Source organism: Curtobacterium sp. NPDC088465 (genome assembly GCF_044753165.1).
Lineage (GTDB): Bacteria > Actinomycetota > Actinomycetes > Actinomycetales > Microbacteriaceae > Curtobacterium.
This window is the reverse complement of the sequence record NZ_JBIVMR010000001.1, coordinates 730,293-747,377: the sequence shown is the minus strand read 5'-3', so window position 1 is coordinate 747,377 and position 17,085 is coordinate 730,293. Positions and strand designations below refer to the sequence as shown.

Here is a 17,085-nt window from a genome sequence, read left to right as displayed (position 1 = left end):
CAACCGGTCGCCGGATCACTCCGACGAGGAGGATGGGGCGCATGACCGCTCCGGCCGCAACGGCCCCGCTCCGTGACGACCGCCGGGTGGTCCTCGTGGTCGCGATCCTGGCGTCCTTCGTCGTCGGGCTCGACTCGAGCGTCGTCAACGTCGCCCTGCCCGCGATCCGCCGGGAGCTCGGTGGTGGTCTCGTCGTGCAGCAGTGGACCGTCGACGCCTACCTGGTCACGCTCGGCTCGTTGATCCTGGTCGCCGGCTCCCTCTCGGACCTGTTCGGCCGGGTCCGGATCATCCGGTGGGGCCTGGTCGTCTTCGGCGTCGCCTCGGTGGTGTGCGCGATCGCGCCGACGGGCGAGGTCCTGGTCGTCGCCCGGGCGTTCCAGGGTGTCGGTGGGGCGCTCGTGACCCCGAGCGCCCTGGCGCTCATCGTCGCGGCGTTCCGGGGCGCCGCGCAGGCGAAGGCGATCGGGTCGTGGACGGCCTGGTCGAGCGCCGCGTCCATCCTCGGGCCGGTCGTCGGCGGGCTGATCGTCGACGGCATCGGCTGGCGCTGGATCTTCGTGGTGACGGCCGTGCCGATCGCGGTGACGATCCCCCTGGTCCGGCGGATCTCCGGCGACGTGGTCACCGGCGACCGTCCGCGGGTGGACGTGATCGGCGCGGTGCTCGCCGTGGTCGGGGTCGGCGGTGTCGTCCTCGGCCTGATCGAGCAGGAGCGCCTCGGGTGGGGCGCGCCGGTCGTCGTCGCCGCGCTCGTGCTCGGCGCGGCGTCCCTCGTGGCCTTCGTGCCGTGGGAGCTCCGCGTGACCCGGACCGCCGGCTCGCCCCTGGTGCCGCTGGAGCTGTTCCGCGCGCGCAACTTCACGGTCGGCAACCTGGCGACGCTCTCGATCTACGGGGCGCTCGGGATGGTGTTCTTCGTCGTGACCCTGTTCCTGCAGGAGGTGTGGGACTTCCCCGCGTGGGTCGCCGGACTCGCGACGTTGCCGCCGACGCTGATGCTCCTGGCGCTGTCCACCACGGTCGGTTCGTTCTCCGGCCGGTACGGTCCACGGTGGTTCATGGCTGCCGGGCCAGCCGTGGCCGCGGTCGGCGCGCTGCTGATGCTGCTCGCCGGCGACGACCCGGCGGGCTACTGGTGGTCGGTGCTGCCCGGGCTCGTGCTGATCGGCGCGGGGATCGCGACCATGGTGACGCCGTTGACGAGTGCCGTCCTCGGATCGGTGCCGCAGGCGGAGGCCGGTGCCGGGTCCGCCGTGAACAACGCGGTCGCCCGCATCGCCGGGCTGGTGACGGTGGCCCTGGCGGGCGTCGTCCTGGGTGGCGGGGTGAGCGTCGACGGGTTGCACCGCGCGATGGTCGTGATGGCGCTGCTGCTCGCCGCCGGAGCCGTCGTCAGCGCGGTCGGGATCCGGAATGCACCGCTGCGCTCGTAAGTTGAGTGCAGTAGACTCAAGTACACCACCACCGCACGGAAAGGACGGACCGCATGGCGAACCTCCAGGGCGCCCCCGACTCGCAGGAACGGCAGAAGACCGCCCTCGAGCAGTACGGCGTCGACCTCACCGCGATCGCGCGGAGCGGCAAGCTCGACCCGGTGATCGGTCGTGACGCCGAGATCCGCCGTGTCTCCCAGGTGCTGACGCGGCGGACCAAGAACAACCCCGTGCTCATCGGTGAGCCCGGGGTCGGCAAGACCGCCGTGGTCGAGGGTCTCGCGCAGCGCATCGTCGCCGGCGACGTCGCCGACTCGCTGAAGGACAAGCGGCTCGTGTCGCTCGACATGTCCGCCCTCATCGCCGGCGCGAAGTACCGCGGCGAGTTCGAGGAGCGGCTCAAGGCCGTCCTCAAGGAGATCGACGACTCGGACGGTCAGGTCATCACGTTCATCGACGAGCTGCACACGCTGATGGGGGCCGGCGGCGGTGAAGGGTCCGTCGCGGCGTCGAACATGCTCAAGCCGATGCTCGCCCGCGGTGAGCTGCGGCTGATCGGCGCGACGACGCTCGACGAGTACCGCGAGTACATCGAGAAGGACGCCGCGCTCGAGCGCCGCTTCCAGCAGGTGTTCGTGGGGGAGCCGAGCGTCGAGGACACCGTGGCGATCCTCCGCGGACTCAAGGAGCGGTACGAGGCGCACCACAAGGTGACCATCAACGACTCCGCCCTGGTCGCCGCCGCGAGCCTGTCGAACCGCTACATCTCCGGTCGCCAGCTCCCCGACAAGGCGATCGACCTCATCGACGAGGCCGCCAGCCGACTGCGCATGGAGATCGACTCGAGCCCGGTCGAGATCGACGAGCTCAAGCGCAGCGTGGACCGCCTGCGCGTCGAGGAGTTCGCGCTGAAGCAGGAGAAGGACGACGCGTCGAAGGCGCGGCTGGCGACCCTGCGCGCGGAGCTCGCCGGGCGCCAGGAGCGGCTCGACGAGCTCGAGCAGCGGTGGCAGGCCGAGCGGGCGAGCCTCAACCGCATCGGTGAGCTCAAGCAGCAGCTCGACGAGCTGAACATGCGCAGCCAGCGCGCGCAGCGGGAGGCGCAGTACGAGACGGTGTCGCGCATCGAGTACGGCGAGAAGCCCCGGATCGAGGCCGAGCTCGCGGCGGCCGAGCAGGCCGAGAGCGCCGACCGCATGGTGAACGACAGCGTCACGGACGAGGACATCGCCGCCGTGATCGCGCAGTGGACGGGCATCCCGATGGGGCGCCTGCTGCAGGGTGAGACCGAGAAGCTCCTGCACCTGGAGACCGAACTCGGTCGTCGGATCATCGGGCAGCGCGCCGCGGTGTCCACCGTGTCCGAGGCGGTGCGTCGCACCCGCGCCGGCATCTCCGACCCGGACCGCCCGACGGGCTCGTTCCTGTTCCTCGGCCCCACCGGCGTCGGCAAGACCGAGCTCGCCAAGGCGCTCGCCGAGTTCCTGTTCGACGACGAGAAGGCCCTCGTCCGCATCGACATGAGCGAGTACGGCGAGAAGCACTCGGTCGCTCGGCTCATCGGTGCCCCGCCCGGGTACGTCGGGTACGAGGCCGGCGGGCAGCTCACCGAGACCGTCCGGCGCCGCCCGTACTCGGTGGTGCTGCTCGACGAGGTCGAGAAGGCGCACCCCGAGGTGTTCGACGTCCTGCTCCAGGTGCTCGACGACGGACGCCTGACCGACGGGCAGGGGCGCACGGTCGACTTCCGGAACACGATCATGGTCCTGACGTCGAACCTCGGATCGCAGTTCATGACCGACCTGACGCTCACGGACGAGCAACGGGACGAGGCCGTGCGTGAGCTCGTGCAGCAGGCGTTCCGGCCCGAGTTCGTGAACCGTCTCGACGACATCGTCGTGTTCCAGGCGCTCACCACCGACGACCTCGGCCAGATCGTGTCGCTGTACGTCGACCGTCTGGCTCGTCGTCTGTCGGACCGCCGACTCGAGCTGGCCGTGACGCCGGCGGCGCGCAGCTGGCTCGCCGACCGCGGCTACGACCCCGTCTACGGGGCGAGGCCGCTCCGCCGCCTCATGCAGCGGCAGATCGACGACCGGTTGGCGCGGGCGATCCTGTCCGGGGACGTCCGCGACGGGGACACCGTCCGCGTGGACGTCGCCGCGGGCGGCGACGAGCTGACGGTCGAGCCGTTCGAGCTCGCGGAGATCGTCGAGGAGTAGGTCGCGTCCGCCCCGCGGCAGGGTGCGGCCGGGAGGTCCGGTGCCGGTCCGACGGACCGGCACCGGGCCTCCCGGTCGTTGCGTCGCCCCCGGCAGCGTTACGGCCGCGAAACAGTGCACGCGCGACGGTGGTCGCATGGAACCACAGACCGTCGAAACCGTCCCCCTGTTCATCACCCGATCCGCGGAGACGACCGAGTTCGTCGTGCGGTTCGACGAACGGCGGGGGACCGTCCACCTCGACTCAGCGGATTCATAGACATCGCATGTGAAATGTCGAATGTGCGTGTACTCGTGGTCGACGATGAGACCTCCCTGGCCGATCTCGTCGCGAAGGGACTCTGTCGCCAGGACATGGCCGTCGACGTCGCCCACCGGGGCGACGAGGCGGACGAACTCCTGTCGGTGAACGACTACGACGTCGTCGTGCTCGACCGCGACCTGCCGGGTCTGCACGGGGACGAGGTCGCGCGTCGACTCGCGGCGAGGGGTTCGCTGACCCGGATCCTCATGCTGACCGCCGCGACCACGCTGGCAGACCGCGTGCACGGGCTCGAACTCGGTGCGGACGACTACCTCGCGAAGCCGTTCGAGTACCCGGAGCTCGTCGCCAGGGTCCGTGCGCTCGGGCGGCGGAGCGTCGCGCCGGTCGCGCCGGTGCTCGAGCGGGACGGGATCGTCGTCGACTCGAACCGGCGCATCGCCACCCGCGACGGCCGACCGCTCGACCTGACGTCGAAGGAGCTCGGCGTGCTCGAGGTGCTGCTCCGCGCGGACGGTCGCATCGTCTCGTCCGAGGAGCTGCTCGAGAAGGTCTGGGACATGAACATCGACCCGTTCACGGCGGCCGTCCGGGTGACCCTGTCGAAGCTCCGCAAGAAGCTCGGGCCGCCGGACCCGATCCGGACCGTCCCGGGGTGCGGGTACGCACTGTGACGCGGCTCTGGAGCATCGGCGTCCGGACGACCGTCGGATTCGCGGTCTCCGCGATGGCCCTGACCACGGGCGTGCTCGTGTTCGTCGCGCTCGCGTCCCAGTGGTCGCTCCGCGCAGCCACCGAGTTCCGACCGACGGCGCTGTCCTCGGCCGCGACGCCGTCGGTCGGACGTGATCCGCACGTCGACCCCTCGGCGGTGCCCTCCGGTGCGGTCGCCTTCGTGCAGGTCGCCGCCGAGCAGCAGTGGCAGTGGTCGGCGGTCGGCATCGCCGTCGCGGGGGTGCTCGCCGGTCTGCTCGGCTGGGTCCTGAGCCGCCAGGTCCTGCGCCCGATCGACCGGATGGCGCGCACCGCCGACCGGATCTCGGCGTCGACCCTCCACGAACGCATCGCGCTCGACGGTCCCGACGACGAACTCCGCAGGCTCGCGCGCACGGTGGACGCCCTGCTCGACCGGCTCGAGGCGGCGTTCGCGAGCCAACGGCGGTTCGTGGCGCAGGCCGCGCACGAGTTGCGCACGCCGCTCGCGGTGCAGCGCGCGTCGGTGCAGATCGGGCTGCCCGACGACGCCACCCCGGCCGAGCTCGCGGCGGTCCGGGCGGAGCTCCTCGAGCAGAACCGTCGCACCGAGCACCTCGTCGACTCGCTCCTGGTGCTCGCCGAGGCGGAGCGCGGACTCGAGGACCGGTCGACGGCGGTCGACCTCGGTGCCGTCGCCCGTGACGTCGTCGCGCAGGCCGCCGGTGCTGCGCGTGACGCCGACGTCACGCTCGTCGTCGACGAGCAGGACGTGCCCCGCGGGCTGACCGGCGAACCGCTGCTCGTCCGGCAACTCGTCGGCAACCTGGTCGACAACGCGATCGAGTACAACGAACCGGGCGGCACGGTCCTCGTCCGCACAGGCGTGCACGGGGTGACGGTCGAGAACACCGGGGTGCTCGTCGACCCGGACGAGGTCCAGCACCTCACCGAGCCGTTCCGTCGCGGGGACCACCCGGGCTCGAAGCGGCACAGCGGCCTCGGGCTGTCGATCGTCGCCGCGATCGCGGACGCGCACGGCTGGTCGCTCCGGCTCGAGCCCCTGCCCGACGGTGGGCTCCGCGCCGTCGTCGGTGTCTCGTCGGTGTGATCGGTGTCTCGTCGGTGTGATCGGTGTTTCGTCGGTGTAATCCGCGGGCAGCCGTTCGCGAAACACCCTGTCCGGTGTCCTGGATGCATGAACCACACCACCACACCGACTCCCTCGAACCTCCACCGGGCCGCCGTCGTCCTCGCGCTCGTCGTCGGCGCTCCGCTCGCCCTCGCCGGGTGCACCGCGCACGACACGGCGGGAGCGGCTGACACCGCCGCGTCCAGCGGGCTCGGGTCGAAGTGGGGGTCCTGCATGCGGGACGCCGGCTTCGAGGCCGAGGACCCGAGCGACGACGAGGTCACCAGCGGCTCGGTGCTCACGCCGCCCGGGGTCGATCAGGCTGCCTTCCTGGAGGCCGCACAGACGTGCAACCAGCAGATCGGCGTGCAGTCCGCCGACTCGGCGCAGAAGGACGAGTGGAAGCGCCAGTACGCCGCGGTCGACGCCTGCGTGCGCGAGGAGTACCCGGACGCACCGGCGCAGAAGCCGGGGGTCATCGACTACGGCGCCCTCTCCGAGGACCCGGCGTTCGACGACCACCTCGACGAGTGCCTGGCGAAGCACGCGCCCGACACGAAGACGCGGGGCAACTGATCATGACCGGCCGCACCAGGACCACCACCATCCCCGACGACGCGAGGAGCACCATGACACGGACCATCACCAGCACCGGGATCGCCGCGGCGATCCTCGTCCTCGCCGGCGTCCTCGCCGGCTGTTCCGCCTCGCAGCCGGACCCCGGCCGGCCGACGGGCCCCGCCGAGACGAGCAGTGACCACGCCGTCGCGTCCTGCATGCGGGACGCGGGCTACGACGTGACCGACGACGACTACCGGTTCACCCCGACGACCGGAGACGTGCAGGGTCAGCAGGACGCCCTGGCGGAGTGCACGCGGGAGCACGACCCCGAGGCGGCGCGCGAGGCCGAGAGCGGTCGGGACAGCGCGGAGTTCCGGGCGCTCGCCCTGAAGGTCGCGGAGTGCATGCGGAAGGCTGGGTACACCGACTACCCGGACGACCCGGAGCGCGCGGACGCGTACCGGGCCCCAGCGGGCGACACCGCGTACGCGGACGTCCTCGGGAAGTGCTACGAGGGTTCCGGCGCGAAGGTGCAGACGAAGTGACCGGGACCGTGCGCGGGCGCACCGTCGTCGTCAGTGCGTGCCTGGTCGCCGTGCTGGCAGCCGGAGTCGGCACGTGGGCGGTCGTCGGCGGGACCCCGACGGAGTCCTCGGCCGCCGAGACCCGCAGCAAGCAGGCCACCGCCCCGGTCGAGAAGGGGGACCTGACCGACTCGAAGCTGTTCGCGGGTGCCCTCGGGTACGGCGCACCGACCGGGGTCCCGGGCGCGGCGTCCGGTACCGTGACCTGGCTGCCCGAACCCGGACAGGTCATCGAGCAGGACCAGCCGGTGTACGCGGTCGACGAGCGACCGGTCCGTGCGATGTACGGCGCCACCCCGCTCTGGCGGACGCTCGAGTACGGCATCGAGGGGGCCGACGTCCGGCAGCTCAACGAGGACCTCGCCGCCCTGGGCTACGACGTGTCCGTCGACGAGACGTTCGGCAAGCGCACCCGGGCAGCGGTGCAGCGCTGGCAGGAGGACCGTGGGCTGGAGGTCACCGGCGCGCTCACGGCGAACGACATCGTCTTCGTCGACGGCCCCGTCCGCGTCGACTCCGTCGTCGCGAAGCTCGGCCAGCCTGCCGCCGGGGACGTCCTCCAGGTCACGAGCACGAAGCGCGTCGTGAACGCCGCAGTGTCCCAGGCGGACGCCGCGCGCCTCGCCGTCGGCACGAAGGTCCGGGTGCGTCTGAACGGCGGCGAGGACGCGATCGAGGGCGAGGTCGTCGACGCCGAGCCGGACGAGTCGGACACGGGCGGCAAGACCGTCCTGACGACGATCGCGTTCGACGCCGGCGACCAGAGCATCCCCGCAGCGGCATCCGTCCGGGTGGAGGCCCCCGGGCAGACCGCGAAGGACGTGCTCTCGGTGCCGGTGCAGGCGTTGTCCGCGACCGGACGCTCCGGCGAGTACAGCGTCGAGGTCGCCCGACGTGACGGCACGACGAAGCGCGTGACGGTGCAGGTCGGGCTCGTCGCCGACGGTCGTGCGGCGGTCACCGGCGACGTGCACGAGGGCGACGAGGTCGTGGTGCCCTCGTGAGCGCGGCGACCCTCGCCGATCATGCCGTCGCCGGCCCGCGCGCCGCGGAGACGGTGGTCCGCCTCCGTGAGGTGGTGAAGACCTACGGCGACGTGCAGGCGCTCCGCGGGGTGTCGCTCGACGTCACCGCCGGGGAGCTCGTCGCGGTCGTCGGTCCCTCGGGCTCCGGCAAGTCGACGATGCTCAACACCGTCGGGACGCTCGACCGGCCGACCTCGGGCACCGTGACGATCGCCGGGCACGACGTCGGGTCGATGCGCGACGACGACCTGTCCCGGCTCCGCGCCGAGCACATCGGGTTCGTCTTCCAGCACTTCCACCTGCAGGCCGGCGCGACCGCGGCGGAGAACGTCGCCGACGGACTCCTCTACGCCGGCGTCCCGCGTCGGGCTCGGATGGAGCGCGCGGTCGACGCACTGGGACGGGTCGGTCTCGAGCACCGCGTCGGGCACCGCCCGCCGCAGCTCTCCGGCGGCGAGAAACAGCGCGTCGCGATCGCCCGCGCCATCGTCGGCGATCCGACGATCCTGCTCGCCGACGAGCCGACCGGTGCACTCGACACCGCGAGCGGTCGGAAGATCCTCGGGCTGCTCCGCGAGCTCAACGACGCCGGGACCACCGTGCTCGTCATCACGCACGACCTGGCACTGGCGGCCTCGCTGCCCCGCCAGGTGCGGATGCGGGACGGGGCCGTGGAGGACGACTCGAGCACCTCGGACGCGGGTGCCCTCGCCGACGCGATCGTCGGAGCCGGACGGTGAGCGCGCACACGGCGCGAGCGCAGCGCCCGCGGACGGTCGGCGCCGGAGACCTGCTCCGGCTCGGGGTCTTCGGGCTCCGGACCCGTCCGGGCCGGGTCGTGCTGTCGGCGCTCGGCATCGCGATCGGCATCGCCGCCATGATCGCCGTCGTCGGCATCTCGTCGTCGAGCAAGGCGGCCCTCGACCAGGTGCTCGACGCACTCGGCACGAACGTCCTCACGGTCACGAAGGCACAGGGCTTCGGGGACGTCCCGCCCCTGCCGAGCACGGCCGTCGAGTCGGCGCTCCGACAGTCCGACGTGCAGGACGCCGCCGGCGTCGGCGAGGCCGAGGACGGCCGCGTCTACCGGAACCCCTTCGTGCCCGCGGCGGAGACGAAGGGCATCGGCGTGATGACCGTCTGGGGTGACGTGCCGACGGTGCTCGGCGGATCCCTGGCGGCCGGACGGTGGGTCGACCCGTCGCCGGACGCCCCCGCCCAGGCCGTGCTGGGGGCGGTCGCCGCGAAGAACCTCGGCATCGACGAGCTCCGGCCGGACACCCGGGTGTGGATCGGCGGACAGTGGGTGCAGGTCGTCGGCGTCCTCGCGCCGCTGCAACTCGCGGAGGACCTCGACAACCAGGTCTTCGTCCCACAGGCGCTCGCGACGACCCTCGGGTTCGACGGACACCCGACCGCGGTCTACACGCGCGTCGACCCGGAACGGGTGGCCGACGCGCGGGACGTCCTGGCGAACGCGATCAGCCCCGACCACCCGCAGGACGTCGGGGTGACCCGTCCGTCCGACGCCCTCGCGGCGAAGAACGCGACGGACGACTCGTTCACCGGGCTCCTGGTCGGGATCGGTGGGGTTGCCCTGCTCGTGGGCGGGATCGGTGTCGCGAACACGATGGTGATCACGGTCCTCGAACGACGGGCAGAAGTAGGTGTCCGGCGTGCACTCGGCGCCCGACGACGGAACATCCGCGACCAGTTCCTGGTGGAGTCGCTGCTGCTCTCCTTCCTCGGCGGTGTCGCTGGGGTGGTCATCGGGCTGGGCGTCACGATCGCCTTCGCGCTCGCGCAGGGGTGGCCGGTGGCGATCCCGCTGTGGGCGGTCGGGGGCGGACTCGCCGCGACCGTGGTGATCGGCGGCGTCTCGGGGCTGTATCCGGCGGCGCGCGCCGCGCGAATCCCGCCCACCTCGGCGCTCGCCGCGGTCTGACCGGTCGCGTGGTCCGCCGGGCGCACCGGTCGGGAGGCCCGGTGCCGGTTCCTGGAACCGACACCGGGCCCGGCGGCCTAGCGTCCAGGGCATGCCAGAGCTGCCGATCATCCGTCGCCTCACCGACTCCATCGAGCACGCCAGCGTGCTCGACAAGGCCGTCGACCTCGACACGCGCGTCGTCCGCGCGGTCGCGAAGCCGAAGGCCCTGCGGCAGCTGCTGCACGGCGTGCCGTTCGGACACCCCCTGCACCCGCTGATGGTGCAGGTGCCACTCGGCGCCTGGATCTCGGCGGCCGTCCTCGACCTGATCGGCGGGAAGGGCAACGCGCGCGCGGCGCAGACGCTGACCGGGGTCGGGATCGCATCGGCGGGCAGTGCGTCGATCGCCGGCTACGTCGACTGGGCGGAGCTCTCGCTCGAGCAGCGCCGGACCGGGTGGGTGCACCAGGCGGTGAACTGGGTCGGCATCACGTTCTTCGGCCTGTCGTGGTGGCAGCGACGGAAGGGCAACACCGCGGCAGGCAAGGCGCTCGGCGTCGTCGGGCTCACCGTCGTGAGCGTCGGCGGGTACCTCGGCGGACACCTGTCCTACCGGCAGCGTGCCGGGGTGGGGTCGAGCGACCGGGTCCCCTTCGACGACTGACGCCCCACACGGCCTCCACAGGAACGCCCGATCTGCACTGGCAGGTCGGGCGTTCCTTCGTTCGTGTTGGTTCTGCCGCGAAACAGTTGCGTTCGTGTTGCTTTCGGACGTACAGTTCCTCGAACCAACGAGAACGAAGGAGTTCCGGCATGTACGCAACCGAGCGGCAGGACGCCATCGCCGCCACGCTGCAGTCGGCCGGGCGGGTGTCCGTCGCCGACCTCGCCGAGCACTTCGACGTCACGACCGAGACAGTGCGCCGCGACCTCGACGCCCTCGAGACCGCCGGTGTCCTGCGCCGGGTGCACGGGGGAGCGGTCCCCGTCGGACGCTCCAGCGTGGTCGAGCTCTCCGTCGCCGAGCGCGAGGGGCAGCACGGCACCGCGAAGACGGCGATCGCCCGCGCCGCGATGCGCCTGGTGCCGTCGTCGTTCACCGGGTCCATCGCCCTCGACGCCGGCACCACCTGCGCCGCCGTCGCCGCCGAGCTGGTCCGCTGGGAGCCCGCGACCCCCGGAGCCACCCTGACCGTCGTCACGAACTCGGTCCCGATCGCCGCCACCCTGCAGCACAGCGAGCACGTCGAGCTGCACCTGCTCGGCGGGCGGGTGCGCGGGCTGACGAGCGCGGCCGTCGGCACGGCCACCGTCGAGCAGATCGCGGCGCTCCGCCCGGACATCGCGTTCGTCGGCACGAACGGCCTGTCCGCCGGCTTCGGGCTGAGCACGCCCGACGAGTACGAGGCCGGGGTCAAGGGCGCCTACGTCCTCGCGGCGCGACGGAGCGTCGTCCTCGCCGACGCCGCCAAGCACGGCGTCGAGGCGCTCATGCGCTTCGCCCGACTCGACGAGGTCGACACCCTCGTCACCGACCAGGAGCCCCCGGCGGACCTCGCCGGTGCGCTCGCCGACGCCGACGTGGAGGTCGTGGTCGCATGAACCAGCAGGAGCACACCGTGCACCCCAGCACCCGGATCGTCACCGTGACGCCGAACCCGTCCCTCGACCGCACGATCGAGCTGGGCGGCGAGCTGCAGCGCGGCGCTGTGCAGCGGGCCGTCCGGACCACGGCCGAGCCGGGCGGCAAGGGCGTCAACGTCTCCCGGGTCGTCGTCGCGAGCGGCGGGGACACCCTCGCGGTCCTGCCCGGCGACGAGCTCGACCCCGTCCTGCTCGGCCTGGCGACCCGGGGCATCCCGACCGCCGCACTGCCGATCGGTGCCCCGCTCCGCTCGAACGTCACCGTCACCGAGCCGACCGGCACGACGACGAAGCTCAACGAGCCCGGGCCCTCGCTCGCGGGTCGTCTCGAGGACCTCGCCGCGCTCGTCGCCGACGCCGCCGGACCGACCCCGACCGGGCCGTCCGCCCGCTGGGTGGTGTTCGCCGGGTCCCTGCCGCCGGGCCTGCCCGACGACGCGCTCGCCGTGCTCGTCCGTGCCGTGCGCGAGCGCCACGGCGACGACGTCCGGGTCGCGGTCGACTCGTCGGGCATCCCGTTCACCGCGCTGCTGCAGTCGGGGGAGCGGATCGACCTGGTCAAGCCGAACGCGGAGGAACTCGCCGAGGTCGTCGGCGGTGACCCCGAGGTCTACGAGCAGGACCTCGAGGCAGCCGTCGCCGCCGCCCACCGGCTGCGCGAGAAGCACGTCGACACCGTGCTGCTCACACTCGGCAGCGCCGGCGCCGTCCTCGTCTCCGGCGAGGGCAGCCACGTCGCCGCCGCACCCCGCATCGTCGCCCGCTCGACGGTCGGTGCCGGTGACTCGTCCCTCGCGGGCTACCTGCTCGCCGAAGTCGCCGGAGCCTCGGCGTCCGAGCGCCTCGCCCAGGCCGTCGCCACGGGGGCCGCTGCCGCGGCACTGCCCGGGAGCGACGTGCCCGCCCTCGACCACACCGACCCCGGCAGCGTGACGGTCCGGACCCTGCACACGACGCAGGTCCCGGCGCCGATCGCCTGACCGATCCCGCAGCACCACCCCGCAGCACCACCCCGAACCAGCACTGCCCGCGCCCCCGGCGCCACTGCAAAGGAGCAACCCCATGTCCGCAGACACGACGCAGCGCCTCATCAGCGCCGAGCTCGTCGGCCTCGACGAGGACCTCGGCGCGACGTCGTCCGACGTCATCCGCGTGCTCGCCGACCGCGTCGCCGCGACCGGCCGCGCGGCCGACGGCGCCACCCTGGCCGAGGACGCCATCAAGCGCGAGGCGAGCGTCGGCACCGGTGTGCCCGGGGGCATCGCGATCCCGCACGCCCGGTCGGCCTCGGTGTCGAGCCCGACGCTGGCGTTCTCGCGGCTCGCCCGGAAGGTGCCGTTCGGAGCGCCGGACGGCGACGCCGACGTCGTCTTCATGATCGCCGTGCCCGAGGGTGCCGACAAGGACCACCTCACGGTCCTGTCGACCCTCGCCCGGGCACTCATCCGCGAGGACTTCACCGCCGCGCTCCGCGCCGCCTCGACCCCGCAGGAGGTCGTCGACCTGGTGCAGCGTGAAGTGGGCGGCGAGGTCGCCGCAGCCGGTGTCGGGAACGGGAGCAGTGCCTCCCGTCCGACCACGTCGCAGCCCGCGCAGGCCGCAGCAGCCGGCGGCGCGGCCGGCGGCGCCACCGGCGCGCGGAAGGTCATCGTCGGGGTGACCGCCTGCCCGACCGGCATCGCGCACACCTACATGGCCGCCGACGCCCTCGTCGCCGCCGCGGAGCGCGCCGGAGCCGAGATGCACGTCGAGACGCAGGGCTCCTCGCAGGTCGAGCCGCTCGACCCCGCGCTCATCGCCCGCGCCGACGCCGTCGTGTTCGCGGTCGACGTGGACGTCCGTGACCGCAGCCGCTTCGCCGGCAAGCCGCTCGTGTCCGGGCCGGTGAAGCGCGGCGTCGACGAGCCCGACGCGATGATCGCCGAGGCCATCCGCGCCGCCGACGACCCGAACGCCGCGCGCGTCCAGGGCGGTGCCGCGACCGCATCCGAGTCGAACAAGGCCGACGAGCACTTCGGGCAGGCGCTGAAGCGCTGGCTGCTCACCGGTGTGAGCTACATGATCCCGTTCGTCGCGGGCGGCGGTCTCCTCATCGCCCTCGGCTTCCTGCTCTCCGGCTACGCCATCGCGCTCCCGCACGGCGACTCCGGCCAGAACAACGCCGTCTACACGCTGACGAACTCCACGCTCCTCAACCTGCCGCCGGAGGGCCTCGGCTACTACCTCGGTGCAGCGGCCTTCCAGATCGGCGGGGTGTCCCTCGGGTTCCTCGTCGCCGCCCTGGCCGGGTACATCGCCTACGCCATCGCCGACCGCCCGGGCATCGCGCCGGGCTTCGTCGCCGGGTCGATCGCGGTGTTCATGAACGCCGGCTTCCTCGGCGGGCTCGTCGGTGGTCTCATCGCCGGTGCCGCCGCGTACTGGATCGGCCGCATCCCGACCTGGCGCTGGCTCCGTGGCCTCATGCCGGTCGTGATCATCCCGCTGTTCGCGTCGATCATCGCCTCGGGCCTCATGCTCCTCGTGCTCGGCGGCCCGATCGCCTGGCTGATGACCCAGCTGACCGGGTTCCTCAACTCGCTCTCCGGTGCCTCGGCGATCCTGCTCGGCATCATCCTCGGCCTGATGATGGCGTTCGACCTCGGCGGCCCGGTCAACAAGGTGGCCTACGCGTTCGCCGTCGCCGGCCTCGGTGCGGGCACCGCCACGAACGTGGTGCCGTTCGAGATCATGGCGGCCGTGATGGCAGCCGGCATGGTCCCGCCGCTGGCCCTGGCGCTCGCCTCGACCGTGCTGTACCGCAAGGGCTTCACGAAGCCGGAGCGCGAGAACGGCAAGGCGGCCTGGCTGCTCGGTGCGTCCTTCATCTCCGAGGGGGCGATCCCGTTCGCGGCGGCCGACCCGCTGCGCGTCATCCCCGCCTCGATGATCGGTGCCGCGGTCACGGGTGCGATCTCGATGGGTGCCGGCGTCACGTCGCGCGCTCCGCACGGTGGCATCTTCGTCTTCTTCGCCATCGGCGACGTCCTGATGTTCATCGTCGCGATCCTGGCGGGCACGGTCGTCTCCGCGCTGGTCCTGGTCGGGCTGAAGAAGTGGGTGCGAAAGTCGCCCGCCGCCGAGGCCGTCGCCGCCGAGCAGGCAGCCGTGGCCGGCGAGACGGTCGGGCAGCGCGCGCCGGCCGCCGTGTAGCGGTCGTCACCACCTGACGGGCGGGCGCGCCCCGCTCAGCAGCAACGCGAAGCGTTGCGCGGGGCGCGCCGACCGAGCCTGCGAGGGAGGTCGTGCCAGCTGGCACCGGGCCTCCCGTCCGTCGTCGTGCTGTAGTGGCCGGTCAGGTCCGGGGCCGCGCTCGTGATGGTCGTCCTCCACAGCCGGACCGCAAGTATTGCGGGTGTCACATACCACGTTCTACGATGCTCTCGTGATCGATTCGAAGAGCAGCTGCAACAGTGCCGCCGATGCCGGGGCGCTCACCGCCCGTGTGGCCGAGCTCGTCGGTGTCGGCGGCGATCCTGCGGAGGTGGCGGGGGCGGCCGAACTGGTCCGCGGGAAGCGGGTGCTCGTCACCGGCGCAGGGGGATCCATCGGCAGCGAACTCTGCCGGCAACTCGCCGGGGCCGACCCATCGGCACTCCTCATGCTCGACCGGGACGAGACGGCGCTGCAGCAGGTCCAGGTGGCCGTGGCGGGGCACGGCCTGCTCGACACGCCCGACGTGGTCCTCGCCGACATCCGTGACGCGGACACGATCGCCGAACTCGTGCGGGACCGCCGTCCGGACATCGTCTTCCATGCGGCAGCGCTCAAGCACCTCCCGATGCTCGAGCAGTACCCGGCAGAGGGTTGGAAGACCAACGTCATCGGCACGGCGAACGTGCTCGGGGCTGCCGTCGATGCCGGGGTCGAGACGCTCGTCAACGTCTCGACCGACAAGGCCGCGGATCCGTCCAGCGTCCTCGGTTCGACGAAGCGGGTCGGGGAGCGTCTCACTGCCTGGTACGCGGCGGAATCGGGGCGGCACTTCGTGTCGGTACGGTTCGGGAACGTCCTCGGGAGCAGGGGGTCGATGGTCCCGTTGTTCGCCGAACTGATGCGGACCGGGCGCCCGGTGACGGTCACGCACCCCGACGCCACCCGGTACTTCATGTCGATCCCGGACGCCTGCGGACTGGTCGTCCAGGCCTCGGCGATCGCTGAGCCCGGGGAGGTCCTCGTGCTGGACATGGGTGACCCGGTGCGGATCCTGGACGTCGCGCGGGGCATGCTCGCGATGACCGGCAGCCAGAGCGACATCGTGTTCTCCGGGCTGCGTCCGGGCGAGAAGCTCCACGAGGAACTCCTCGGAGGCGGCGAGATCGGCCGACGGTCGGTCCACCCCAGGATCTTCCACACCGCGGTCCCCCCGTTCGATCCCGCACTCCTGGCGGCGCCTCGGACTCTCGCGACCGCTCCGGTCTTCCTCGCCACGGCGGCGTGACGGCGGCGCGACCGCGGCGTGGAGTCGTCCGTGCGCGCACGGCGTCCAGCGCGGGCAGGAGCGCACCGTGATCTGTCAGGACGCTCAGGGAGACTCGGGGCATGACGACCGCCCTCACGCTGCCGCCGACCCTGCCCGCGACGACCACCGCCGCGGGCTCCCGGCCGGAGGGCACCGAGGACCTCGGTGGCCTGTCGGGCTTCGTGCTCCAGCTCATCGACGCGCTGGGGGAGTGGGGCGTCGCGCTGATGCTCTTCGTCGAGACGGTGTTCCCGCCGATCCCGTCCGAGGTGATCCTGCCCCTCGCGGGGTTCCTGGCGGGAGCCGGGCAGATGAACCTCGTCCTCGTCCTGGTGCTGGCGACGCTCGGGTCGTACCTCGGTGCACTCGTGCTCTACTGGCTCGGCGCGGTGATCGGGTTCGAACGGACCGTGCGGCTGCTGGGACGACTGCCGCTCGTCGACGAGGACGACTTCCGCAAGGCCGCCGACTGGTTCCACCGGCACGGCAAGAGCGCGGTCTTCTTCGGCCGCTTCGTGCCGATCGTCCGCAGCCTGATCTCGCTGCCCGCCGGCGCCGACCGGATGCACCTCGTGCCGTTCTCGGTCTTCACGATCATCGCCAGCGGCATCTGGAACAGTGCGCTCGTGCTGCTCGGTGCCGCGTTCGGCACGCAGTACGACAAGGTCGAGCAGTACACCGAGTGGATCGACCGGGTGCTCTACGTGGCGATCGCGGTCGTCGTCGTGACGTTCGTGGTCCGGCGCATCCGCCGCGTCCGTGTCGAGCGGGCCGAGCAGCGTGCGGCGGCGCAGGACGGCGCGACGACCGGAGCCGCCCGCGGACGCCGCCGTGCGACGCCCGCGAACGACTGACCGGTCACTTCTTCGTGAGGGCCGACTCCTTGTGGGCGGCCTTGTTGCCGGACTTCTCCGACTCGATGATCCAGTACGGGTCGTCGTCCGTCGGCTTGAAGTCCTGACCGTCGAACGTGAAGTCCTTCGTCTTCTTCTCGACGAGCTTGCCGGTCGTCTTGCCCTGCGAGGTGTTCCAGTGCACCTCGTCGCCCTTCGACAGCGCCACGATGTCCTCCTTGCGTAGTGGGTGTGGTTCCGTGAC

General features: G+C 72.2%; 16 protein-coding genes. 15 read left to right on the top strand and 1 reads right to left on the bottom strand.

Annotation, left to right across the window (positions count from 1 at the left end; all coding sequences use genetic code 11):
- Nucleotides 1-41: 41 nt before the first annotated feature.
- The 15 genes from ACIP6W_RS03350 (at nt 42) to ACIP6W_RS03280 (ending at nt 16,841) form a co-directional block, all read left to right on the top strand.
- On the top strand, nt 42-1,436 hold the full coding sequence (locus ACIP6W_RS03350) for an MFS transporter (protein ID WP_066651976.1): 1,395 nt from the start codon (nt 42-44) through the stop codon (nt 1,434-1,436).
- Nucleotides 1,437-1,489: 53 nt separating this feature from the next.
- A complete protein-coding gene (locus ACIP6W_RS03345) occupies nt 1,490-3,658 on the top strand; it encodes an ATP-dependent Clp protease ATP-binding subunit (RefSeq protein ID WP_081984593.1) in 2,169 nt (722 codons plus the stop codon).
- A gap of 282 nt (nt 3,659-3,940) precedes the next feature.
- Nucleotides 3,941-4,594, top strand: coding sequence for a response regulator transcription factor (locus ACIP6W_RS03340; protein WP_200884151.1), 654 nt, complete (start codon nt 3,941-3,943; stop codon nt 4,592-4,594).
- Nucleotides 4,576-5,724 (top strand): HAMP domain-containing sensor histidine kinase, encoded by a 1,149-nt coding sequence (locus ACIP6W_RS03335; protein ID WP_209684129.1) that lies wholly within the window; start codon nt 4,576-4,578, stop codon nt 5,722-5,724. Before ACIP6W_RS03340 ends, ACIP6W_RS03335 begins: the two co-directional genes overlap by 19 nt.
- An 87-nt stretch (nt 5,725-5,811) precedes the next feature.
- Nucleotides 5,812-6,321, top strand: coding sequence for a hypothetical protein (locus ACIP6W_RS03330; RefSeq protein ID WP_400428279.1), 510 nt, complete (start codon nt 5,812-5,814; stop codon nt 6,319-6,321).
- Between the two features lie 53 nt (nt 6,322-6,374).
- Complete coding sequence (locus ACIP6W_RS03325; RefSeq protein ID WP_144411217.1) at nt 6,375-6,851, top strand: hypothetical protein; 477 nt, start codon at nt 6,375-6,377, stop codon at nt 6,849-6,851.
- Entirely contained in the window at nt 6,848-7,894 is a 1,047-nt protein-coding gene (locus ACIP6W_RS03320; RefSeq protein WP_209684123.1) for an efflux RND transporter periplasmic adaptor subunit, read from the top strand. Before ACIP6W_RS03325 ends, ACIP6W_RS03320 begins: the two co-directional genes overlap by 4 nt.
- Nucleotides 7,891-8,655 carry an ABC transporter ATP-binding protein gene (locus ACIP6W_RS03315; RefSeq protein WP_235426449.1) on the top strand — a complete coding sequence of 255 codons (765 nt, stop codon included), beginning with the start codon at nt 7,891-7,893 and terminating at the stop codon, nt 8,653-8,655. The genes ACIP6W_RS03320 and ACIP6W_RS03315 overlap by 4 nt, the downstream gene beginning before the upstream one ends.
- Nucleotides 8,652-9,860, top strand: coding sequence for an ABC transporter permease (locus tag ACIP6W_RS03310; protein WP_209684121.1), 1,209 nt, complete (start codon nt 8,652-8,654; stop codon nt 9,858-9,860). The genes ACIP6W_RS03315 and ACIP6W_RS03310 overlap by 4 nt, the downstream gene beginning before the upstream one ends.
- 91 nt (nt 9,861-9,951) lie before the next feature.
- The gene (locus ACIP6W_RS03305) at nt 9,952-10,506 is read left to right on the top strand and encodes a DUF2231 domain-containing protein (protein WP_066652001.1); all 555 of its coding nucleotides are present in this window, start codon (nt 9,952-9,954) and stop codon (nt 10,504-10,506) included.
- A 149-nt stretch (nt 10,507-10,655) separates the two neighbouring features.
- Nucleotides 10,656-11,444 (top strand): DeoR/GlpR family DNA-binding transcription regulator, encoded by a 789-nt coding sequence (locus ACIP6W_RS03300; protein ID WP_066652003.1) that lies wholly within the window; start codon nt 10,656-10,658, stop codon nt 11,442-11,444.
- Complete coding sequence (locus ACIP6W_RS03295; RefSeq protein WP_066652005.1) at nt 11,441-12,466, top strand: 1-phosphofructokinase family hexose kinase; 1,026 nt, start codon at nt 11,441-11,443, stop codon at nt 12,464-12,466. The genes ACIP6W_RS03300 and ACIP6W_RS03295 overlap by 4 nt, the downstream gene beginning before the upstream one ends.
- 82 nt (nt 12,467-12,548) lie before the next feature.
- Complete coding sequence (locus ACIP6W_RS03290; RefSeq protein ID WP_400428275.1) at nt 12,549-14,678, top strand: fructose-specific PTS transporter subunit EIIC; 2,130 nt, start codon at nt 12,549-12,551, stop codon at nt 14,676-14,678.
- Nucleotides 14,679-14,910: 232 nt separating this feature from the next.
- A complete protein-coding gene (locus ACIP6W_RS03285; RefSeq protein WP_400428273.1) occupies nt 14,911-15,966 on the top strand; it encodes a UDP-N-acetylglucosamine 4,6-dehydratase family protein in 1,056 nt (351 codons plus the stop codon).
- A 101-nt stretch (nt 15,967-16,067) separates the two neighbouring features.
- Nucleotides 16,068-16,841 carry a DedA family protein gene (locus tag ACIP6W_RS03280; protein WP_400428271.1) on the top strand — a complete coding sequence of 258 codons (774 nt, stop codon included), beginning with the start codon at nt 16,068-16,070 and terminating at the stop codon, nt 16,839-16,841.
- A gap of 4 nt (nt 16,842-16,845) precedes the next feature.
- Here the strand turns inward: ACIP6W_RS03280 and ACIP6W_RS03275 are convergent, their stop codons facing one another.
- On the bottom strand, nt 16,846-17,049 hold the full coding sequence (locus ACIP6W_RS03275) for a DUF2945 domain-containing protein (RefSeq protein ID WP_058729617.1): 204 nt from the start codon (nt 17,047-17,049) through the stop codon (nt 16,846-16,848).
- Nucleotides 17,050-17,085 lie beyond the last annotated feature (36 nt).